This window comes from Ruegeria sp. AB7 (assembly GCF_056542625.1).
In genome coordinates, this window is the sequence record NZ_JBQGAC010000001.1 from 1,171,888 (window position 1) to 1,191,842 (window position 19,955).

Genomic DNA, 19,955 nt, shown 5'->3' on the forward strand with positions numbered 1-19,955 from the left:
AGATACCAGCTTGTTTCATGTCGGAAAGTAGATGTGAGCCCCTTTTGTGAACACGGCCTAGTCGGAAACAACTTCTATCAGTTGATTGATTAGCCAGATGTGTAGAGGACTATTGGCGTCTCGAATATGACGAACTGCATGGAGTTTGAATATTCCCCCTGCGATCGGTAGGGGTCGGTGGGATATATCGAACCTCCGAATGTTGTTGTTTGCGGCCCGCTTAGGCAATGTCATCACAAGGTCGGAGCTTTCCACAATCGATAGAGCGGAAAAAAGTGAAGGCACAATCGTCTGAATGTTCCTTCTAAGCCCTTGAAGTTGCAGAGCTTGGTCGACCAAGTTTCTAGTAGGACCATGCGGTGAAATGAGCAGGTGGTTCGCCCTGGCTATTCGTTCAAATGTCAAATCTTCCTCCAAAAGAGGATGACCATTGCGACCTACCAGCACGTAATCTTCTGAAAAGAGCTCTTCTGAAACAAAGTGATTTTCACTTTTTGCCGGAAAGTCGAAATATCCTATCGCGAGATCAATGCGCCCCTGCGTCAGGGCCTCAAGAGCTTCGTCGTTGAATAATGAAAATGCGTGGATATTGATGCCCGGACTCACCTTGCGCAGCTTCGCAACCAGCGGCGGAATTACCCCGGTAAGCTCGTAGTCAAATGCACCTATCTTCAAGTCGGTGGAAGTAGAACTCGGTTCGAATTCATCGGCACCTTCTAATGTTTGTGAAATGAGTCGAACAATTCTGCGAACTTTCGGTTCCAATTCGTGCGCTAAAGCAGTTGGTTCTAGCCCATGCGCGCGCCTTAGAAACAGCGGGTCATCATAGAGTTTTCGAAGACGCTTTAAGGCATGGCTGACGGCAGGTTGGGTCAGCCCCATCTCGCGCGCGACGGCTGTGGCCTGCCTGTGGCGCATGGCCCCGAGAAACACCAGGAGTATGGTGGTGTCGACAAGTCTGAGATCAATTTGATTTATATCACTCATAGAATGAATTCATTATTGTGAAAGTGGCTGACCGTCTAGCCTTATCTCAATCGTATGCAAGGCGATTCCGGGAGGGATAGATGGCGGAAATCCAACTTCGCAACATTGGCAAGCGTTGGGGCAGCTTCATTGGGGTGGACAATTTCGACCTTACGATTGCGGACAAGGAGTTCTTAGTCCTTCTGGGCCCTTCGGGCTGCGGCAAAACCACAACCATGCGGATGATTGCAGGACTCGAAGACGCCAGCGAAGGCGACATTTTGATCGACGGCCTGCGGGTTAATGAAATGGAACCGAAGGATCGCGATGTGGCGATGGTGTTCCAGAGTTACGCGCTTTACCCGAACATGAACGTTTATGAGAACATTCGCTTTCCGCTGAAAGTGCGCGGCGTCGATCCAAATATCCATGACGAAAAGGTGCGGCGAGCCAGCGCGATGGTTGAGTTGGATGACTTCCTACATCGGAAGCCTGCTGAACTATCGGGTGGACAGCGGCAGCGTGTGGCGTTGGCTCGGGCAATTGTACGTGAACCAAACGTTTTCCTGATGGACGAACCTCTTTCGAATCTGGATGCGAAGCTGCGGGTTTCGACGCGGGCGCAGATCAAAAACCTGAGCCACGAACTGGCGGTGACCACCATCTATGTAACCCACGACCAGATTGAGGCGATGACCTTGGCGGATCGGGTTGTGATCATGAAACAGGGTGTTGTGCAGCAAGTGGGTACACCTGTTGAGATCTACGACAGCCCCGCCAACGCTTTCGTCGCCAGCTTTATCGGCAACCCTGCAATGAACCTGATGGATGGCGATATGTCAGGTGGAACTTTCCGCGCACAACATGTCGACGTGCCGGGATTGAGTGCACCAGATGGCAAGGTCACCCTTGGCTTCCGGGCCGAGGACGCCAACGTCGTCGAAATCGGCGGCCAGATCAACGCTCCAATCTACACGATGGAACTCCTGGGTGACGCGACCATGGTTTCGGTTCGCATCGGCGGCGCGCTCGTCTCGGTAAAAGCAGACAAATCTTACCGCGCCGAGATCGGTGAAATCGTTTCGATCAACGTCGCCCCTGAACACTTCCATCTGTTTGATCAGAAATCTGGAGCACGCATCGGAAGCTGACACATGGGACATTCCGAAACAGCCGAGAAACCGGGTGCAAAGTTACAAGATGCGCCCAACATCAAAGGGAGAAAACACATGCTCATCAAAAAACTATTCGTTGCTGGAGCAATGGCAGGACTAATGGGGACGACTGCTTACGCGGCAGATTGCGGCCCGTCTGATCAGTCCATCCGTATACTTGCGAGTGATTTTCCCGCCATTCACGCTGTGGCGGGCACCGCAGAAGGAAATTGCGCCGAAGCAGCCTCAGAGTTTTCGCGCAATCATACGACCGAAGCCCGACAGATCATGAACGCGGCGCTCACTCCGGATCCTGCCGAATACACCAGCGTAATTGTAGCTAATTCGACACTGACACAATTGATGAATGATGGACTGGTCCGTCCGCTGAACGATCTAATCGAAAGCCACGGTCAGAGTATTCCCGACAATCTAAAGATCGCCATTGACGGCAATGTCATGGCCATTGCTTTCATGGCTAATGCGCAGCACCTGTTCTCACGCTCCGACATTCTGGCGCAAGTGGGGATCGACAGCGCTCCGAGCACCTATGACGAGGTGATTGAAGCTGCAAAGGCGATCCGGGATGCCGGAATCATGGAATATCCCATCGTCATGAACCTGAAGACCGGCTGGAATGTAGGCGAGTCCTTTAATCTGGTCTTTCTTGCGCACGGTGGTGAGTTCTTCAAACCCGGCACCGCCGAACCAACTGTCAACAGCGAAGCTGGTATTGCTGCCTTGGAAACACTGAAAGCGATGGTGGAATACGCGCATCCAGACCATCTTACGCAAGCCTCGAACGAAACGCAGGGACTTTGGGAAGCTGGCGAGGCCGCACTTGGTATCATGTGGGGGTCTCGTGGAGCGCCAATCCTCGACGATGAAGGGTCAAGCGCGGAAGTTACGTCGAATACAGTTCTATCCGCTGCACCCTCAGTTGAACCGGGTGGCATCCCCGGAGCAACACTATGGTGGGATGGCTTCACAATCTCCACGAATGTATCTGACGCTGAAGCAGAAGCGACATTCGCTGCACTGGCAAGCGCGTTGACGCCGGAAATGGTCGCGGCCAACAACGACGACGCTGTTTGGTTGCTCGAAGGATTTACGCCTGGCCCAGCGGCAGCTGGTGTTGCGGCAACTGTTCAAGGCGGGGCGCAACCGTACCCGATGCTTCCTCAGATCGGATTGCTGCACGCTGCATTGGGTTCCGAGCTGTCGGACTTCCTAAAAGGTGACGAAAGCGCCGAGAAGGCGCTTGCCGATGTTGAGGCTGCATACAGGACAGCGGCGAAAGAAGCGGGCTTCCTTCAGTAACTCCCCTGATCGAGCGCGCGAGGGGGGTACTTGTAAGCCCCCCTCAACCTAACACCCACCGACGGGGACATTTGACATGAAGCATCGCACATTCTTCTGGTTCATCCTGCCAACTCTTTCAGCAATGATTTTGTTCATCGCTCTGCCAATTGTTTCTGTCTTTATCCAATCGCTTTTCGTTCAACACGAACAGGTTCTGGTTGTTTCGGAAAGTTGTGGACCTTTTGGATGCAAGGAGTCCACCTCGGTCGATCTTGAGGCGACACAGAAACTTCGTGATGAAGCACCTTTAGGCAAGTTCAATGGATTGGGTACCTATACAAACCGCTCGCACTTGGCCTTTGCCGAAATTGGCGAGGCTTGGGCAAACACCGAGACAATGGGCGAGTTCTGGCGAGAGCTGGGTGACCTGCCATTTTATAATGCTCTCACCTTTACCCTAGCTTACACGTTCATAGTAACGCCGATGGTCCTGATCCTCGGTATGGCCGTAGCGGTGGGTGTGAACACCCTGCCGCGCAAGCTCAAGGGCGCAGCGATCTTTGTCTCACTCTTGCCCTTCCTTGTCACACCGCTGGTCGGCTCGCTGATCCTGTTCTGGATGGTGGATGGCGACGGTGTCATCGGCGCAACCATTCAAAACATCTTCAATGACCCGAACCTCAGCTTGAAAGCTTCCACCGGTCTCATGTGGTTCATGCTTATGGTATATGGTGTCTGGCACACTTTGCCTTTCAGCTTCATCACATTTTATGCCGGGTTACAAACGGTTCCCGCGGACACAATGGAGGCCGCGCAGATCGACGGAGCCTCGAAGTGGCAACGCTTGGTCTACGTCGTGGTGCCACATCTGATGCCACTCGTGACCTTCGTGACACTGATGCTGATCATGGACAATTTGCGGGTGTTTGAACCGATCGTGAGTTTCTCTGCCGAGGCCCACGCCCGGTCACTGAGCTGGATTATCTTTAACGACCTGCGCGAAAGCGGCAACCCACTCTACGGTTCGGCCGGGGCAACGTCTTTGATCACAATCTTCTTGGTTGTCATCCTGATGATGCCGGTACTCGTTCGCACTTGGCGCGATTTCACACGCAAATCTCACTGAGGACAAGATCATGGCGAGAAAAGCAGAAACACGCATGACCCCACTGAAACTGTTCTCCTTCACGATGGTAGGGTTATGGCTGCTTATCGCAGCGTTCCCCTTCCTTTGGACCTTCTGGGGAAGTTTCAAGGTGCAAGCCGATTTCCTGTCCAAAGCGGATTGGATGAACGCCGTGCGAGGGACCAACACACTCGAACAAACCGGCAGCACATTCACTGGACAAGGCTATTACGGCGCGTGGGTGACGGAAGATTTTTGGTTCAACTTTAAGAACACCAGCATTGTCGTGTTCTTTACAGTCGTCATTTCCCTGACGTTCGGCACGCTTGGAGGCTATGCCCTGGCGCGCTCGGGTTTTCGGTATGCATTTTGGATTCTCATGGCCGCACTCGTGTTTCGTGCCATGCCACATATAACATTGGTTTCGGGTTATCTGTTGTGGTTCTTCGAATGGAATGTCTGGGGCATATTACCGACTACAATCATAGTGTTGGTGGCAATAAATCAACCCTTTACCCTTTGGATGTTGCATTCGTTTTTCAAGAACATCCCTAAAGACATGGACGAGAGTGCCATGGTCGACGGTTGTACACGTTTTCAGGCCTTCAGACACGTGATTGTTCCCGTAATGTGGCCTGGTGTAATCACCACCGGTTTGTTCAGCTTTCTGCTGGCGTATAATGATTTCACCGTCGCCGTGATGCTTCTCAGCGAAGAGAACGAGACAATAATCCCCGCAATCAACAGCTTCATGGGGACCACTCAAGTCGAAGGCAAGGTAATGTATGCGGTTGCCGCCGTGGTATCCGCAACAGCACCGCTGTTTGTCCTGATCCTATTCTTCCAGCGCCAAATCGTAAGCGGTCTGACCGCTGGAGCAGTCAAAGGCTAATACTATGAACGACGCTAGTCCCGTCTCAGACATACACACGCGAAACAAGGCGATCTTGGAGCCTCTTCGAAATGCGATGGTCAATTTTGAACTAAGTAACGTTCGCTCGGCCATTGCCGATATCTTTACGGCAGATGCGGTCATACACATGCCGCACCCGTTTGGTGATTTTTGCGGCCCGACGGACTTTTTCGACGCCTGCTATGTGCCACTTTTCGAAGCAATGCCCGACCTTGAGCGTCGAGATTGGATTGTAATGGCAGGCCGGACCGAGCGGGGGGATGATTGGGTCGGATGCGGCGGCCACTACGTTGGCACCTTTGTAGGGCCGTGGTTGGACATTCCGCCAACCGGGCACCTGACACATATGCGTTTTCACGAGTTCTATCGGATTGTGAACGACAAAGTTGTCGAAATTCAAACCCTTTGGGACATTCCGGAAGTGATGATGCAAGCCCAGGCTTGGCCGATGGCACCGTCATTGGGCCTAGAGTTTTGCATACCGGGCCCCGCCACAAACGACGGCATCATACCCGGACCGTGGGACGAAGTGAAGGCGAACGCATCCTGCGACCACATCGTTACAATGCTGAAGCATATGAAAAAACACCCGAGTCAGGGCGGCCCCGAAAAGATGGAAATGCCGCGTTTCTGGAGCGAACGCGTCAACTGGTACGGCCCGGCCGGAATTGGCACAGGCCGAGGCATCGCTGGTTTCCGCAATTGGCATCAGATCCCATTTCTGAATGGGATGCCGGATCGCGGCCGATACGTAGATGAAATAACCTATCACTTCTTCGGTGACGGCAACTATGCAGCCGTGACCGGGTGGCCGAATATGATCCAAACCGTGACCAACGATGGGTGGATGGGTATTGCACCCACGGGTAAACGCATCACCATGAAATCATTGGATTTCTGGCGCCTGGAAAACAATAAGATTCGGGAAAACTGGGTCATGGTTGACCTTCTGGATGCCTATCAACAACTCGGCGTGGACGTTTTTGCGCGATTGCGTGAATTCAACAAGGTGCGCGTTCCGGGTCGACTATCCTTCCCGATTGGAGACGCTTGATGCCGTCATACCAAGGACATTAGACATGAACGGTTTTGACCCAAAGTTTGTCGATTTGCCCGACTATATCATCAGCATCACGAAAGAACTGTGGGAAGACCGCCGCATCGCCAAACTGCACGACTATTACGCCCCAGATATTGTCGTTCGCTCGCCCGCGTCGGTTGTTGTAGGCAACAAGGACGTGATCGCAGCGACTATGGCGACGCTTTCAGAGTTTCCAGACCGCAAGTTGCTGGGCGAAGATGTGATTTGGTGTGGTACGCCAGAAGACGGAATGCTGTCATCTCACAGGCTTTTGTCGACGGCGACGCATACGCATCCCGGCGTTTACGGCGCACCCACGGACAAACAACTTCAATACAGGATCATCGCCGATTGCCACGTCATCAACAACCAGATCAACGACGAATGGCTTATTCGCGATCAAGGCGCAATTGTGCGACAATTGGGTCTGAACCCGAAAGAATACGCACGCGGTTTGATTGAACGAGAAGGCGGACCGAGCAAATGCGTCCAGCCCTACTCTCCAGCGAATGATATCAGTGGTCCGTATTCCGGGACAGGCAATAGCAATATCTGGGGCACGCGATTGGCGAACTTGCTTGAACGTTTGATGCACGCCGAATTCGAAGCAATCCCCGAAGAATATGAACGTGCCGCGCAGTTGGAGTATCCAGGTGGGGCAGCAGCTGTTAGCTTTGACGGTGCAGATCAATTTTGGATGGGATTGCGGGCCAGCTTCCCAACGGCTGAATTCAAGATACACCATATAATTGGTCGTGATGATCCCGCGATGCCACCTCGTGCCGCCGTTCGCTGGACGCTTCACGGAATACACGAAGGATATGGCGCATTTGGTGAGCCGACAGGTGCCGAGGTTTTCGTCCTGGGAGCAACCCACGCCGAATACGGTGAATTGGTTACAGGAAAACCAAAGCTTCGTCGTGAGTGGACCCTTTACGACGAAACAGCCATATGGAAACAGATCCTATTGCAACCGAAAGTAGGGTGTCATTGAGCGTTCAAGACAATGTTGAATGTCGCCAGTGCTGCGGTGTCTTTGCAAATTCGTATATCTCCAAAGTAATAGTCGTATCACCGGCAACACATTTCGGGCCGGCGAAATCAAAAATGCAAAAACGTCAAAAAATCTACGTTCGACGCCGCATCCCGATTGATGCTCTCGCTCCAAGAAACCCGAGTCGTCTCAGAATTGCGCCGGGTTTAGATCTGGTTTCTGAAATCCGTCATTGGGCGCAGTGCCACGAGATCACACTCTATTGCGCATTGCGACAATAGTGGACGGACTGTCAAATGGCATGCTTTGCGACCACCGGATGTTCTGCGCCACGATAACACAGTACGAACATCGCAGTGGGGGTGTTATGTGAACCGCCTTCTGGTTGAGCGCACCACCCATCACCGCTTGTCGCGAACCACCCCACAAGTCTTCTGCCCATTCGGCCCGCAGAGTTGCCGTGACTTTCATCCAAAGCGGGCATTCGAAGACTCTACACCCGCCGTTCGGGCAGAATGCGGAAAACGGCGGGATTGAGCCCACTTTGACCGATGCTGCGCGATGCCCCAATTACAGCAATGCGCAGAAACCAGACTTTGCAAAGTCCGGGGTGCGGCCCATAGCAGAAAGTGAACCCCGCTTCGAACAACGACGGCTTTGAAACATACCAATTTGCAAGGAGAAGTAGTCTCGAACCTCACTCTGCCACAAGCGCAACAATAGCTTCTTGAGGCTGGGAATGCTGGTTGTTTGCCTCAAGCGGTTGGTCAAGCTTTCCACGATGCACCAGGGCGAACATTGGCGGAGTGAAATAAAACGATACGACAGTCGACAACAGTACGCCCCCAGCGATTGCAACGGCGAATGGCGGCCAAAATGCTCCTCCAGCTATGATCAGGGGTAGGAAACCACCAAAGGTTGTGACCGTTGTCGAGATGATATGCCGACTTGAACCAGTCACAACACGCGCCATCGCCACCCGGTCGCCTTGGCTTGCGTCAACGTCTTGTTGCAACCCGGTTAAAATTATTATCGCCGCGTTGATCGAAACCCCGATCGAGCCGATGACACCGATAATCGCTGTTATTCCGAACGGGAATTGCATAACGGCCAGCGACAGTATTGAAAGGCCTGCAGACAACACGCACACGATCAATGTCACGAGCGTCAGCCGGAACGAGTTAAAGGTGAGAACGATGGTCGCAATGGAGAGTGTGACAATCAATCCAACAGAGGCAAGCAGATTGCCCACGGTGTTGGATCGGGCATCACTGTCGCCACCTAAGGACATCGAATAGCCTTGCGGTAACACAAACCCGGACGCATTAAGCGCTTCTAGTACGTCTTGCAACGCCTCTTCGGGTAAAACACCGGGGACGATAAACGCTTGGATAGTGTTTTCGCGCACGCCATCCGTTCGGGTTATGACGCTTTCCGCTGGTTCGATCACCGGCCTGGCTAGTTCCGACAACGGCACAGCAGGGAAAACACTTGTGGCGGATACGGCGGCAGCATTGGGCAGCAGGATGGGCATACTGACAATGGCGCTTAGGTCTGATCGCACCTCGTCACCCAGTCGAACACGCACCGGCAACTGTTCGGTCCCTTCGATCAGTGATCCACCGGTAATGCCAACAAGCGCCGTGTCTAGCTGACCAGCTATATCCGCCACATCCAGTCCCAGCAGACGCGCCTTGACCTCATCAATCTCGAACCGGATTTGAGGGTTGCCGCCGTTCACGCTGGCGCGCGCCTGGGTTACCAGATCGAGATTGGCCATGACTGAACGCACCTCGTCGCCCAGATCACGCAAAACCGTGATGTCCTGCCCCTGAATTTTGACTTCAACCGGTGCGGCGACCGGAGGGCCCTGAACAAGACTGCGAACGATGATCTGCGCATCAGGAAAGTCGGTATCCAGACGACTCTGCAACGTTCCAACAAGGCGGGCGGCGTCGTCTGCCGTGCCGGTCGTGATCATAGCTTGTGCAAACCCGGGCTCTCGTGAGCGGTTTCCAACGATGTTGTAGTAGAATGCCGGGCCGGACTCTCCGACGGTCCAGTAGACACTTTTGACGCCGTCGTCAGCCAGCAGCATTTCATCGATTTGGCGGGCGGTTGCTTCGGTGGTGGCAATTGACGTTCCACCCGGCATGTCGACTTCGATATAGAATTGGTTGCGATCGACGCCCGGGAAGAATTGCGCGGTCAGCGTTGGAAAGGCCGCAAAGCCAAGCACCGGCAAGATCAATGCCAACGCGATAGATCGCACCGGATTGGTGACTGACAATCGAATTGAGGCCTCGAACATACGGGCAAGTGGCGGGATGCTGATACCGCGGCTCAGCATTCTTGCGTCTGGGCGATCGGACAGTAGCCAGCCCGCAATCGCTGGAGTCACAGTCAAGGCCACAACCAGGGACCAAACAAGCATCAGCACCACGGCGATAGCGATGGCGCCGACAAAGTCGCCGGCGGGTCCCGGCAGCAAGATCATCGGCGTGAAGGCAAGCGCCGTGGTGACGGTCGACGCCAGCAAAGGCGCGGCCAACCGGCGAACAGCATCTCGCACGGCTGAAAGTCGCTCCATCCCATCCTGCAGACGACGTCGAATTTCATCGGTCATCACGATGGCTGCGTCAACAAGCAGACCGAGGGCAACGATCAGACCCGTCACGGACATCTGGTGAATGGGCAAACCGATCATGTTCATCGTCGCCAGGGTCGCCAATGAGACAACCGGCAAAACCAAAGCCACAATCGCGGCTGCCCGAACACCTAACGTAACAAACAAAACTGCCACAACCAGAGCCACGCCAATGGCCATGTTGACCCCAACCTCTGACAAACGATCCGTCGTGTACTGGCTTTGATCAAACAGCAGTATTTCCTGCATGCCCAAAGGTACCGCTGCGGCGCCGGCCTCAAGCTCATCCCGTAGAAAGCCTGTCCAGCGGTCGATCTGCACGCCGTCCTGCGCCAGAATTCCGACCAAAACGGAGGGCATCCCGTTGGCAAAAGCGATTGAGGACTGCGGTTCGCGTGCGCCCCGGTCTACGCTGGCAATATCGCCGAGCTGCACCACTGCACCGTCCGCGTTTTCACGCAGGACGATGCTCCGAATGCGATCCAGACTCTCAATTTCTCCGCTGACGCCAATGGTTAGGTCGACATCGGATTGCAGCCGCCCAGACTGAACCTTCCCATCTGCTTCGGCGATCCGCTGGGAAATCTCGGCAGCGCCAAGCCCAAGCGCAGCGGCCTTGTCCATATCGACACTTACGAGCACCTCTTCCTCTGGCTGACCGAAATAGTCGACGGCTCGTGTCGCAGGTATCGCGCGCAATCTGTCACCCAATGCTTCGGCATGACGAGACAGCAAAGTTATCGGGAAGTCGGGGTCCTCGGCCGCAACTGCAATGACAGCGGAATAGGCAGCAATACCCTCGGCATCGAATTCCGGTGGCAATACTCCTGCCGGGAAGTTCTGGCGCGCATCTTCCACGGCGTCCCGAGCCTCGGCCCAAACCTGCTCAATGGTGGCTTCGTCTAGTGTTTCCAGCAATTCAACAGAAACGACCGACACGCCCGAGCGGGAGACAGAACTGATCTCATCCACCTCGGCGATCTTTCGCAGTTCTTCTTCGATTTCTGCGGTAACCAGTGCTTCAACCCGTTCGGGGTCTGCGCCAGGAAACTGCGTGGTTATGGTTGCGAAGAGGTTGGTGATCGTGGGGTCTTCCTGTCGCCCAAGCGATAGGAACGAAGACAGCCCTGCAGACACAAGCACCAAAATGATGAGGGCAACCAGCCGGGGATGGCGAAAGGTAAGGGTTTCCATCAAATCGCTCCGTTACTCGCCAGTGTCGAAGGCGACGCGCTGACCAACGCTCACCCGCTGCGGACCCTGATCGATCAGGACGGTGCCTTCCGGAAACGCGCCACGCACAAAGACGCGGTCGTCTTCGGCATGCAGCACTTCGACCGTCGCCAGGCGCACAGTCTTTTGCGCGTCGGCAACCAGCAGTGTCCATTGCCCGCGCGTTCCTTCCTTCAGCGATGTTGTGGGCACCCAGGTTCCCGCACTTTGGACAGGATCGAGTACATGCACACGTGCGGTTTGTCCGAAAGCAACGTCGGGAGCGTTTTTCAGATCGAACAGCGCAGTGCGGGTTCGGGTCACCGGGTCAATATCGGGCCGCAAGGTTGCAAGCTCAGCCCGGTAGCTTTTAGCTGATATTTCGATCTCAACATCAGTCAGAAGCGCCGGATCAACATCGAGAGGAACACCGATCCGAACCTGCGGCGACACGACCTCGACCATTCCCAGAACCAGCTCGCCCGAGCGCAGAGTTTCGCCGCCGTCCACGTGTCGCGCGGTTATTTGACCGGCAAATGGGGCCTCGATGCTGGATTTCTCAATCCGAACGGTAACATCGCGCAAGGCCGCATCCAACTCGCCAATTCTGGATAACAATTCATCTTGCTGAGAAACGGCTTCGTCCAAACGGGCTTGACTGGTAAAGCCTTGTTCAATGAGTTTCGCGTTTCGCTCGACCGTCTTTCTTGCAAATGCAAGCTGGGCTGCAATGGCATCGCGTGATGCTGTCAGACGGTCGCGTTCGACCTCCAGCAGTGCAATGTCCAGTGTCACAAGAAGTTGACCTTTGGCAACCTTGTCACCCTCATCCACCAGAATTTGATCGAGCGTCCCGTTCAGCTCGAAAGAGATATCTGCCGAACGCTGAGGTTCGACCTGCCCGATGAACACACGGTCGACTGTGTAAGCGCTCTCGGACGTTATCGGCGTCACGGATACCGGGGTCACAGCGGCGGCATCAGGTGCGGGCACCGCCTCCGCTCTACGGGTGAGCTCGGATGCGCCAAAGTGAACGGCGGCCGCTGCAACGGCTATAAAACTGACGGTCACTCCCAAACGCACAGTGCCGCGTAACACACGTGCAAATAGGCTCGGTTTAGTCGCTTCAGTAGATGAATTGGCAGGATTCGGCATTTGGGGACCTCATCAAGTTAGCATCTCTAACATATGTTAGAAGTTCTCACTTTGACAAGAGATACGTGATCTGGCACATGTTGGATCATGAGCAGCATCGAAAAAAATCATTCGACTAGCAGACAAACGGCTGGTCCTTCAGTCAGCAAGAAAGCCTATCATCACGGTGATCTCCGCGCTGCACTGATCGAAGCAACCCGACAGTTGGTAGAAGAAAAAGGTCCGGACAGTTTTTCCGTATCCGAGGCGTGCAGACGCGCGGGCGTATCGACTGCGGCACCTTACAAGCACTTCAAAGACAAGACAGAAATGCTGGTCGCCACTGTCCTTGAGGGAATGGATCGGCACCGAGACAAAATGCTTACTGCGCTGGAAGGCGTTCCTGAAGGATCTCCCGAGCGCATTACTGCCATAGGGATGGAGTATATTGCCTTTGCGTTAAATGAGCCCGGGATCTTCAGACTGAAATTTGGCGGCTTCACAGACCGCATCGCGGATCCCCGGCTGGAGGAAGGCGGCCAGCAAAGTTTCGGGATTCTTTTGACTGAAGTAGCAAAATGTCTCGGTGAACCGGGAATCACAGACGAAGTTCGCCGCCGTGGTTTTTTGTTGTGGAGTTTCGTGCACGGGCTGTCCTTCATTTTGCATGACAAAGGGCTTGCGGAGAAAGGTGAAGAATTCGATCTTCATACCCTTCTTGAGGACGTTTCGGAAAGAATGCTGAGTTGAGCGTTCTCACGCTAAAACGAATTCAACCAAGCACTGATAGCAGACGATCTAAGCCGCTGTCACGCCTGCGCCTAAACGATTGCTCTGGTTCACATAGAAGACATTTTTTGGAAAGCGCCGCCAATGTCGGCTATCCAGAATCGCAAGGTCTCGTCGTGAATGTCGGCTTCGGGTTGAGCCAGTATTACAAGTTAGGGTGTACGGCAGAAGCTTTGTTCCAAAGCCTCCGTTCCGCAACCCGGAGTTATGCAATCGCATTCGTTAGCTGGGAATGTCCGCTGGCGCAAGGATCGTCATTCCCACTCGGTCCGCTACGGCCATGATCGCCGGAATATCTGGCGGTCCATCTGGCGCCGGAATATCTGTCGTACCCTCAGGCATTGTTTCACCAGCTTCAGTAAAGAATGTGTCATGCATAGCGCCGGGGGCGTTGATGCAAAGTAGCCGCCCAGGCCGTTCCCCAGTACATGTAAAGGCGTGCACTGCGCCGTCCGGGACTTTGACGAAATCACCACCTTTTGCGTTGACTGTCTCACCATTCACGAAGAACTCGAACTTACCGTCTAGCACATAGAAGCTCTCATCTTCGCCTGCATGATGATTGGGCGGCGCACCGGCACCAGGAGCCGTCTTTATCTCAACGATTGTGCAACGATTTCCAGTCTCACTGGGAAAGGCGTGGAAAGTCAAAAGGTTCCCAAGAAGATGGTAAACTCGCGGGCGAGGTTCAGTCATAACTGCGACTCCCTTTACTTGAAACACACTCGGCTTATGATACATAAATCTACTTATGAGACAAGTGTTTCGCAAAGGGCTTGGGATTGGCACCTCGTACAAATCAAATCAACCGAACGCGAGAAGCACTTCTTTCGGCCGCTCGAGAATTGATGTCGGAGGGAAAGGAAGTCACGCTAGCAAAAGTCGCTGAACGCGCCAAAACCAGCCGCGCAACGGTCTATCGTTACTTTTCTGACCCAAGTGTTTTGGCTTTGGACGCGACGCTTGATCTAGACGTCACGCCAACGTCAGAGCTTCTCAAGGGATTGGATGACGTCAGGAGCCGCGTACACGTGGTCGCACGCTACTATCTGGATTTTTCTCGGGTTCATGAGGCGCACTTCAGGCAGTTTCTGGCTGAATCACTCAAGGCATCACTTGAGGAAGGAACGGTTAAAATGCGTGGCGCCAGAAGAGTGACGGCTTTTTCTGAAGCACTAGCGCCAATTCATTCATTGATGGAGCCGAAGGACGTTGACGACCTGGCGAAGCGGTTGTCCATGACGACGGGAATGGAACAACTTGTCATTCTTGAAGATATTTTGCGAGTGGACGAAGCAACCGGCTACCAACTTCAGGAAGGGTTGGTCGACGCTCTGTTGGATCGGTACTTGCCAAAAAACTGAGGATGGCCGAATTACAGAAATGCGCAGAAAGCAGACTTTGCAATCCTCAACGAACGATCATAGCGAACGTTTGCCGAGACCTTTTGGAGCAGCAGTTATGAGGAACTGGCTGGACAGGCTATTGATCACAACTTGCTGTTCTGTCGAAATTTCGCGCCAGTTGAAGGTCGCTGTGATTGCAAAGTCAGGCGATGGTCACTGTCCTGAATTGGTTTTCGCGATACTGCAAAGCAGATCGACATGTTTGTCCAACCATTCTTCGTTCAGCGCCTCGTGACGAATGAGCTTGCGGAAATAAGGTGCAGCGACTGCCAGTTCTATGAATTGGTCAACCGGAACGTCGGCGGCGATCTCACCCCGATCTATTGCGGCTGAAAGCACGGCTTCAACACTTGCGAACCTGTCTTTCATGAATTCAGTGATCACCAAGCGCGCTTCTGCATCGGTGGACGCAGCAGCGACAACTTGAGGCGCAATTTGGCCCCATGGTGTGTCGTTCAAGGCTCCCATCAGTACTCCGAGTAACCAGCGCAGGTCAGATCGCAGCGGGCCATCTGTTTTGGGTGGTATGTTAGGCGGTGTTGCGATGCGCCTGAATGCTGCATCACGCAGACCGCGCGCATCTGGCCAGTGCCTGTAAAGTGTGCTGCGCGAAATGCCCGTTGCCTTTGAAACCGCGCCATGAGTTACGTGCAGCACGCCCTCATCCATCAGTATCCTTTGCGCCGCATCAAGTGCGGCCTGTCGTGTGGCGATCAGCCTGGGATCTTCTTTCAATCGCCCCTCCTATAGAACATTTTGTTGCGCTGTAGAACATTTTGCCCTAAAAGTATGGTCAGCCAATACCTAAATCGCAAAACTCAATTCCACAAACACGTCTTGTCAAAATGGGAGCGTATCAATGTTCAAAGTGGCAGCAACCCCGCTGGCGGTACTCTTATCGATGGGCCCGACAACCGCTTTGTCCGAGAGTGGCACCTACGAGCTGGATCCTGGACACAGCCAGGTATTGTTCAGCTACGACCACATCGGGTTCTCAGAAACATTTGGAATGTTCTCAGGTTTTAGCGGTGAGATAGAGTTCAACGAAGATGACCCGTCCGCGTCGTCTGTCACAGTGTCTATACCAGTAAAATCTATGATCACGGGCTGGGATGCCCGTTTGCAACACTTCATGTCCGATGATTTTTTTGGCGCGACTGACGGTGACGTGGTCACATTCGCCTCAACCAGCATCGAAGTCACCGGGGACAATTCCGCGAATATTTCTGGCGACCTGACCATGAATGGCATCACCAAACCTGTTGTTCTGGAAACAACGCTTAACAAGTCAGCGCCATACCCTTTTGGCGAAAAGGAGGGCACGCCGACCTTGGGGCTGGCAGCAACGGCAACTATCGTGCGGTCTGAATTCGGACTTGGGGCCTTTGCACCAGCGGTGAGCGACGAAATAGATCTCTTGATCAATATCGAAGCGTTAAAAGCTGAATGATGCGTGCAGGGGCACCGATACCGCGCTGAGCACTCAATCTTTACTTTTGACGGGCTGACAACAAAATGAATGTGCACCTGAGAACATTGGCGGTTGCTATGACGGTAGTGGCATTGATGTGCTCGATGGCGTCCGCGCAAGAGCGCTCCTTGCCGGAGCGCACCTCGCACCGTCCCGAAACGACAAGCGGCGTGCCGCACACTCAGATTGGTGTCGAAATTAAGGCCGATTTGGCCCAGCTATTGCTGGAGCGAGTTGCGCAATTCCCGGGGGTCACACTTTGCCCCACACGCATATCATTACCTGGCGCGATTGGCTTTCAGCTTGATCCCGATATGTTGTTATCCCAACCGAACTCTATCGTCGGTGGGTTTGAGTTTGCGCACATGCATCCTGATGGCAGCTTGCACGCCTCGCTCGACCCAGAAATGGCGCGAAGGGCAATTGAGGCTGGCTGGGCCGTCGCACACCCTTGGGCCAAACAACGTCCTGGGTGGAGCGGCTTTGTCATGATCTATACTCCAACCACACCCGAAGAGCTGGATGTCGTCATCGATCTGGTTGAAAGCTCGTACACCTTCATCACCGGCATCACTCTGGGCTAAGCTCGAATTGTGCGAAAGCGTGCGGGGACACCTGTTTCGTGTCAGAGAGCAGTTTCAGCCACCTTGTTTCTCACAGTCATTTTTTTCTTAAATTGTCGCCGTGGCGAAGCGCTCGATACCTTCAAGCCATTCACACTAATGGTAGCTGCCGTCCGCTTGTTAGATTTTGCAAAGCTCAGAGTCGAAGTTCCGCTTCGGGCTGCCATCGGTCACAGATGAAGAGAGCAACGGGCTGACACTTTCAGAATGGATATTGCAAAGTGAACCTTTGTTAGTAACGCGAAACGCGCTAACTACTTCACCTTAATTCTAGGTTTCGCCAGCCAATAAGTCATTTTGCTCGGCTGTGTGTTTCAACGCAAGTTTTGGAACTTGCAGGCTTAGCAAAATACCCAGGCACAAGTTTTAGCCACAAAAATCTATTCGTCTGTTAATTTTGGTTCAGAGGAATTGGTTTAGCTAAAAGGATCACATCGTCTGATGAAGCGGAAAATTGCTGCGATCCTAAGCCTCGATGTCGTCGAATATACCAAGCGCATGTCAGAGGATGCTGAGACCACGCTGAACACTCTACAACGCATTTTGGACGATGTGATCAGACCGTTGGTCCATGAAAACAATGGACGAATATTCAAGCTGATGGGAGATGGTGCTTTGGTTGAGTTTGTTGCAGCCACTGACGCAATTAATGCTGCCAGCCAGATTTTCAATCAGATGAGAGATGAAGACGTAACACTTCGAGGAGGTCTCCACGTTGGCGACGTAATGCCAAATGGCGCAGACTTGTTCGGAGAGGCCGTGAATGTTGCGTCGCGCCTTCAGTCCAGCGCGCATATTGGAAGTTGTCTCGTCAGCAAGACAGCTGCTGAAGTTGCAGGAACTTCGCTGGCGGTTGCTTTGCGACCAGAAAGCTCGATACGGTTGAAGGGAATTCCAAATCCAGTGGAAGCCTACTCTATTGATTTAGATGGTGACAAAAGACACGCAAAGAACAAGCTGCTGGCTAACTCTCAAGACGTCCGCTTTGCAAAATCAAAAGACGGTACAACGCTTGCCTGGACATCTACTGGAAGCGGAAGAAAGTTACTGGTCACACCAAACTGGCTCAGGCATCTGGAATACGATTGGACGATGAACACCATCGCCGGGTGGTTGCCGCTGCTTTCTGAAAATCACTGCCTTTATCGGTTTGATGGTAGAAACAATGGCTTGTCCCAGCGGGGCGTGCAGGATGTGTCTTTGAATCGAATCGTCGAAGATGTTGAGGCCGTACTGGACGCAGCCGGGATCGAAAAAGTGCCATTGTTTGGCATATCTTTTGGGGCAACCATTGCGGCGGCTTTTGCCGCATATAATCCTGACCGTGTTTCGGGGTTGGTTCTACTCGGTGGATTTGCACAAGGACTCGCGGTGCGTTCGCAGCCCGGAATTGCCGCGCTTGGGCAAGCAATGATGGATATGAGTCTTGAAGGTTGGAACGATGAATACCCTTCTGCAAGAGACTTGATGGCCCAGTCTTTTGCTCCAACCGCAAGTCCGCATGACCAGCGCACTTATGCAGAGTTTATGAAAGTGGCAATGGACCATCAGGATTGGCTCAAGATTGGACCACTGGTCGCAGGGGTCGACGTAACCGATCTACTTCCGCGGATCACCTGTCCGGCTCTTGTCATGCACGCTAATCGAGACAGGATGCACAGTGTTGAACAAGGTAGGATATTCGCCTCCGGCATCGAGAATGCGCGCTTTATTGGCCTTGAAACAGCAAACAACACGATGCCAGAGTATGATCCTGCCTGGCCTAAAGCCCTAGTGGAAATTGAGCGTTTCTTGAGTTCAATTTGAGCAGTGTACGTTTTTCTTTGCCAAGCCTTTATTGTTCGAAGGTAAGAAGATGCCGTGCGCCCTTTGATTTTCGATACTGGAATTTGAAAACTCTAAGCTTCTCGTCATCGACCGCTTTGTCCTGATCTCGGAAACTGCAAAGTCTTGTCACGAATGTCCGGTTTGAGCTGAGACCGGTCCTCAACAACCATTGAGCCTATGGCAAATTTGTCCGCATGGCGGTCATTTAACGCAAATAATCCAAAGTCTGGTATCCGAAGGAGCGGCCGTTCGCGCCTAAACTTCGGAACCCGTTTTTAGATGACGAACGGCTGCTGCCGTCCGTCAATCCGTCAGATGTCGATCTTCTCCGAGATGCTCAACGCGTCGTCGAGTTCGACCCCAAGGTACCTGACCGTGCTGTCAATCTTGGTGTGTCCAAGCAGGAGCTGGACGGCCCGAAGGTTGCCAGTCTTCCGATAGATCAGCGCAGCTTTTTTCCGCCGAAGAGAATGCGTTCCGTACCCACAAGGATCCAGTCCGATGACCGACACCCAGCTGCGCACGAGACGTGCGTATTGCCGAGTCGAAATGTGCGATGAACTGTGGAACCTGCTTGGAAAGAGGAACTCGCAACCAAGCATGGCGGGCGATCTGACCCACTCAAAAATCGATCTTCGCGTGTTCTCGGAAACTTCGAACTGAACTGGCCTGCCTGTCTTGCTCTGGACGATCGATACGCGGTCTCGAACTGCTCCGGCAACGACCAGATCCGCCACTTTCATGCGAACAAGATCACAACCGCGAAGTTTGCTGTCGATAGCAAGATTGAACAGCACAAGGTTGCGCGGGTTCCCGGCGAGTTCGAGCCGCGCACGAATTGCCCAAACCTGTCTTGGCAGGAGTGGACGTTTCTGACCAATTAGTCGGTTCTTGTTCCACGGCGGCCGAGACGGTCTGACTATTGGAAGCTGAATACTGGACATGGTGAAGTCTCCATCCAGCCCTCCCGCACCAGGCATCGGCACCCTGCCAACCAGCGCACTTTACTGTCTTTGCCATCATAGAAACCGATCGCGCGCATCTCAAACTGCAGTTTAAAACACTCAATGGCCGCTTCTGATTAAGTCGGACGTCCGATCAGAACGAGCCTATGACCGCTTTGCGGACAGAGCGCCAATTCGCTGCGTTTGCTCGAATGTCGGCAAATTGGCCAATGTATGGATTGGAACCACATTTTCAGCGAGGCCTCCGAATTCTACCGGTCATTCGCAAGCCGTCGCGAATGTTCAGTCCCATCATAGTGAGGTTGGTAGCCCCGGCGATCAACTCAATTACCTGAACCGTGTAAA

The 19,955-nt window shown here is 53.4% G+C and carries 17 protein-coding genes; 11 read left to right on the forward strand and 6 right to left on the reverse strand.

All coding sequences use genetic code 11. The features are described from left to right. Positions 1–57: 57 nt before the first annotated feature. On the reverse strand, positions 58–987 hold the full coding sequence (locus ACR0EN_RS05870; RefSeq protein ID WP_010442716.1) for a LysR family transcriptional regulator: 930 nt from the start codon (positions 985–987) through the stop codon (positions 58–60). An 80-nt stretch (positions 988–1,067) separates the two neighbouring features. Here ACR0EN_RS05870 and ACR0EN_RS05875 point away from each other — a divergent pair, with 80 nt between their 5' ends. The 6 genes from ACR0EN_RS05875 (at position 1,068) to ACR0EN_RS05900 (ending at position 7,536) form a co-directional block, all read left to right on the forward strand. Next, positions 1,068–2,117, forward strand: a complete 1,050-nt coding sequence (locus ACR0EN_RS05875) for an ABC transporter ATP-binding protein (RefSeq protein WP_170567760.1) — start codon at positions 1,068–1,070, stop codon at positions 2,115–2,117. A gap of 78 nt (positions 2,118–2,195) precedes the next feature. Then, the gene (locus ACR0EN_RS05880) at positions 2,196–3,440 is read left to right on the forward strand and encodes an ABC transporter substrate-binding protein (protein WP_480585639.1); all 1,245 of its coding nucleotides are present in this window, start codon (positions 2,196–2,198) and stop codon (positions 3,438–3,440) included. Positions 3,441–3,516: 76 nt separating this feature from the next. Continuing rightward, positions 3,517–4,548: a carbohydrate ABC transporter permease gene (locus tag ACR0EN_RS05885; RefSeq protein ID WP_010442719.1), complete on the forward strand. Its 1,032-nt coding sequence runs from the start codon at positions 3,517–3,519 to the stop codon at positions 4,546–4,548. 10 nt (positions 4,549–4,558) lie between these two features. Further along, a complete protein-coding gene (locus ACR0EN_RS05890) occupies positions 4,559–5,440 on the forward strand; it encodes a carbohydrate ABC transporter permease (protein ID WP_010442720.1) in 882 nt (293 codons plus the stop codon). A gap of 76 nt (positions 5,441–5,516) precedes the next feature. Beyond that, positions 5,517–6,515, forward strand: a complete 999-nt coding sequence (locus tag ACR0EN_RS05895) for an ester cyclase (RefSeq protein ID WP_010442721.1) — start codon at positions 5,517–5,519, stop codon at positions 6,513–6,515. Between the two features lie 25 nt (positions 6,516–6,540). Next, on the forward strand, positions 6,541–7,536 hold the full coding sequence (locus ACR0EN_RS05900; protein WP_170512638.1) for a nuclear transport factor 2 family protein: 996 nt from the start codon (positions 6,541–6,543) through the stop codon (positions 7,534–7,536). A 697-nt stretch (positions 7,537–8,233) separates the two neighbouring features. Here ACR0EN_RS05900 and ACR0EN_RS05905 read toward each other — a convergent pair. Then, entirely contained in the window at positions 8,234–11,377 is a 3,144-nt protein-coding gene (locus ACR0EN_RS05905) for an efflux RND transporter permease subunit (protein WP_480585642.1), read from the reverse strand. Between the two features lie 12 nt (positions 11,378–11,389). After that, positions 11,390–12,466, reverse strand: coding sequence for an efflux RND transporter periplasmic adaptor subunit (locus ACR0EN_RS05910; protein ID WP_170734048.1), 1,077 nt, complete (start codon positions 12,464–12,466; stop codon positions 11,390–11,392). Positions 12,467–12,637: 171 nt separating this feature from the next. Here ACR0EN_RS05910 and ACR0EN_RS05915 point away from each other — a divergent pair, with 171 nt between their 5' ends. Continuing rightward, a complete protein-coding gene (locus tag ACR0EN_RS05915) occupies positions 12,638–13,279 on the forward strand; it encodes a TetR/AcrR family transcriptional regulator (RefSeq protein ID WP_170597208.1) in 642 nt (213 codons plus the stop codon). 261 nt (positions 13,280–13,540) lie between these two features. On the opposite strand, the gene ACR0EN_RS05920 is transcribed toward ACR0EN_RS05915, so the two are convergent. Further along, positions 13,541–14,014, reverse strand: a complete 474-nt coding sequence (locus ACR0EN_RS05920) for a cupin domain-containing protein (RefSeq protein ID WP_480585645.1) — start codon at positions 14,012–14,014, stop codon at positions 13,541–13,543. Between the two features lie 86 nt (positions 14,015–14,100). Between ACR0EN_RS05920 and ACR0EN_RS05925 the strand changes: the two genes are divergently transcribed. Continuing rightward, positions 14,101–14,682 (forward strand): TetR/AcrR family transcriptional regulator, encoded by a 582-nt coding sequence (locus ACR0EN_RS05925; protein ID WP_480585648.1) that lies wholly within the window; start codon positions 14,101–14,103, stop codon positions 14,680–14,682. 195 nt (positions 14,683–14,877) lie between these two features. On the opposite strand, the gene ACR0EN_RS05930 is transcribed toward ACR0EN_RS05925, so the two are convergent. Further along, positions 14,878–15,459: a TetR/AcrR family transcriptional regulator gene (locus ACR0EN_RS05930; protein WP_170408611.1), complete on the reverse strand. Its 582-nt coding sequence runs from the start codon at positions 15,457–15,459 to the stop codon at positions 14,878–14,880. Between the two features lie 124 nt (positions 15,460–15,583). On the opposite strand from ACR0EN_RS05930, the gene ACR0EN_RS05935 reads away from it, so the two are divergent. The 3 genes from ACR0EN_RS05935 to ACR0EN_RS05945 all read left to right on the forward strand — a co-directional run bounded on the left by ACR0EN_RS05935 (position 15,584) and on the right by ACR0EN_RS05945 (position 18,624). Then, complete coding sequence (locus ACR0EN_RS05935) at positions 15,584–16,174, forward strand: YceI family protein (protein WP_480585651.1); 591 nt, start codon at positions 15,584–15,586, stop codon at positions 16,172–16,174. Positions 16,175–16,272: 98 nt separating this feature from the next. After that, positions 16,273–16,779 (forward strand): luciferase domain-containing protein, encoded by a 507-nt coding sequence (locus tag ACR0EN_RS05940; RefSeq protein WP_480585654.1) that lies wholly within the window; start codon positions 16,273–16,275, stop codon positions 16,777–16,779. Positions 16,780–17,259: 480 nt separating this feature from the next. After that, positions 17,260–18,624 (forward strand): alpha/beta fold hydrolase, encoded by a 1,365-nt coding sequence (locus tag ACR0EN_RS05945; protein WP_170392858.1) that lies wholly within the window; start codon positions 17,260–17,262, stop codon positions 18,622–18,624. Between the two features lie 332 nt (positions 18,625–18,956). On the opposite strand, the gene ACR0EN_RS05950 is transcribed toward ACR0EN_RS05945, so the two are convergent. Next, on the reverse strand, positions 18,957–19,589 hold the full coding sequence (locus tag ACR0EN_RS05950; RefSeq protein WP_480585657.1) for a tyrosine-type recombinase/integrase: 633 nt from the start codon (positions 19,587–19,589) through the stop codon (positions 18,957–18,959). Positions 19,590–19,955 lie beyond the last annotated feature (366 nt).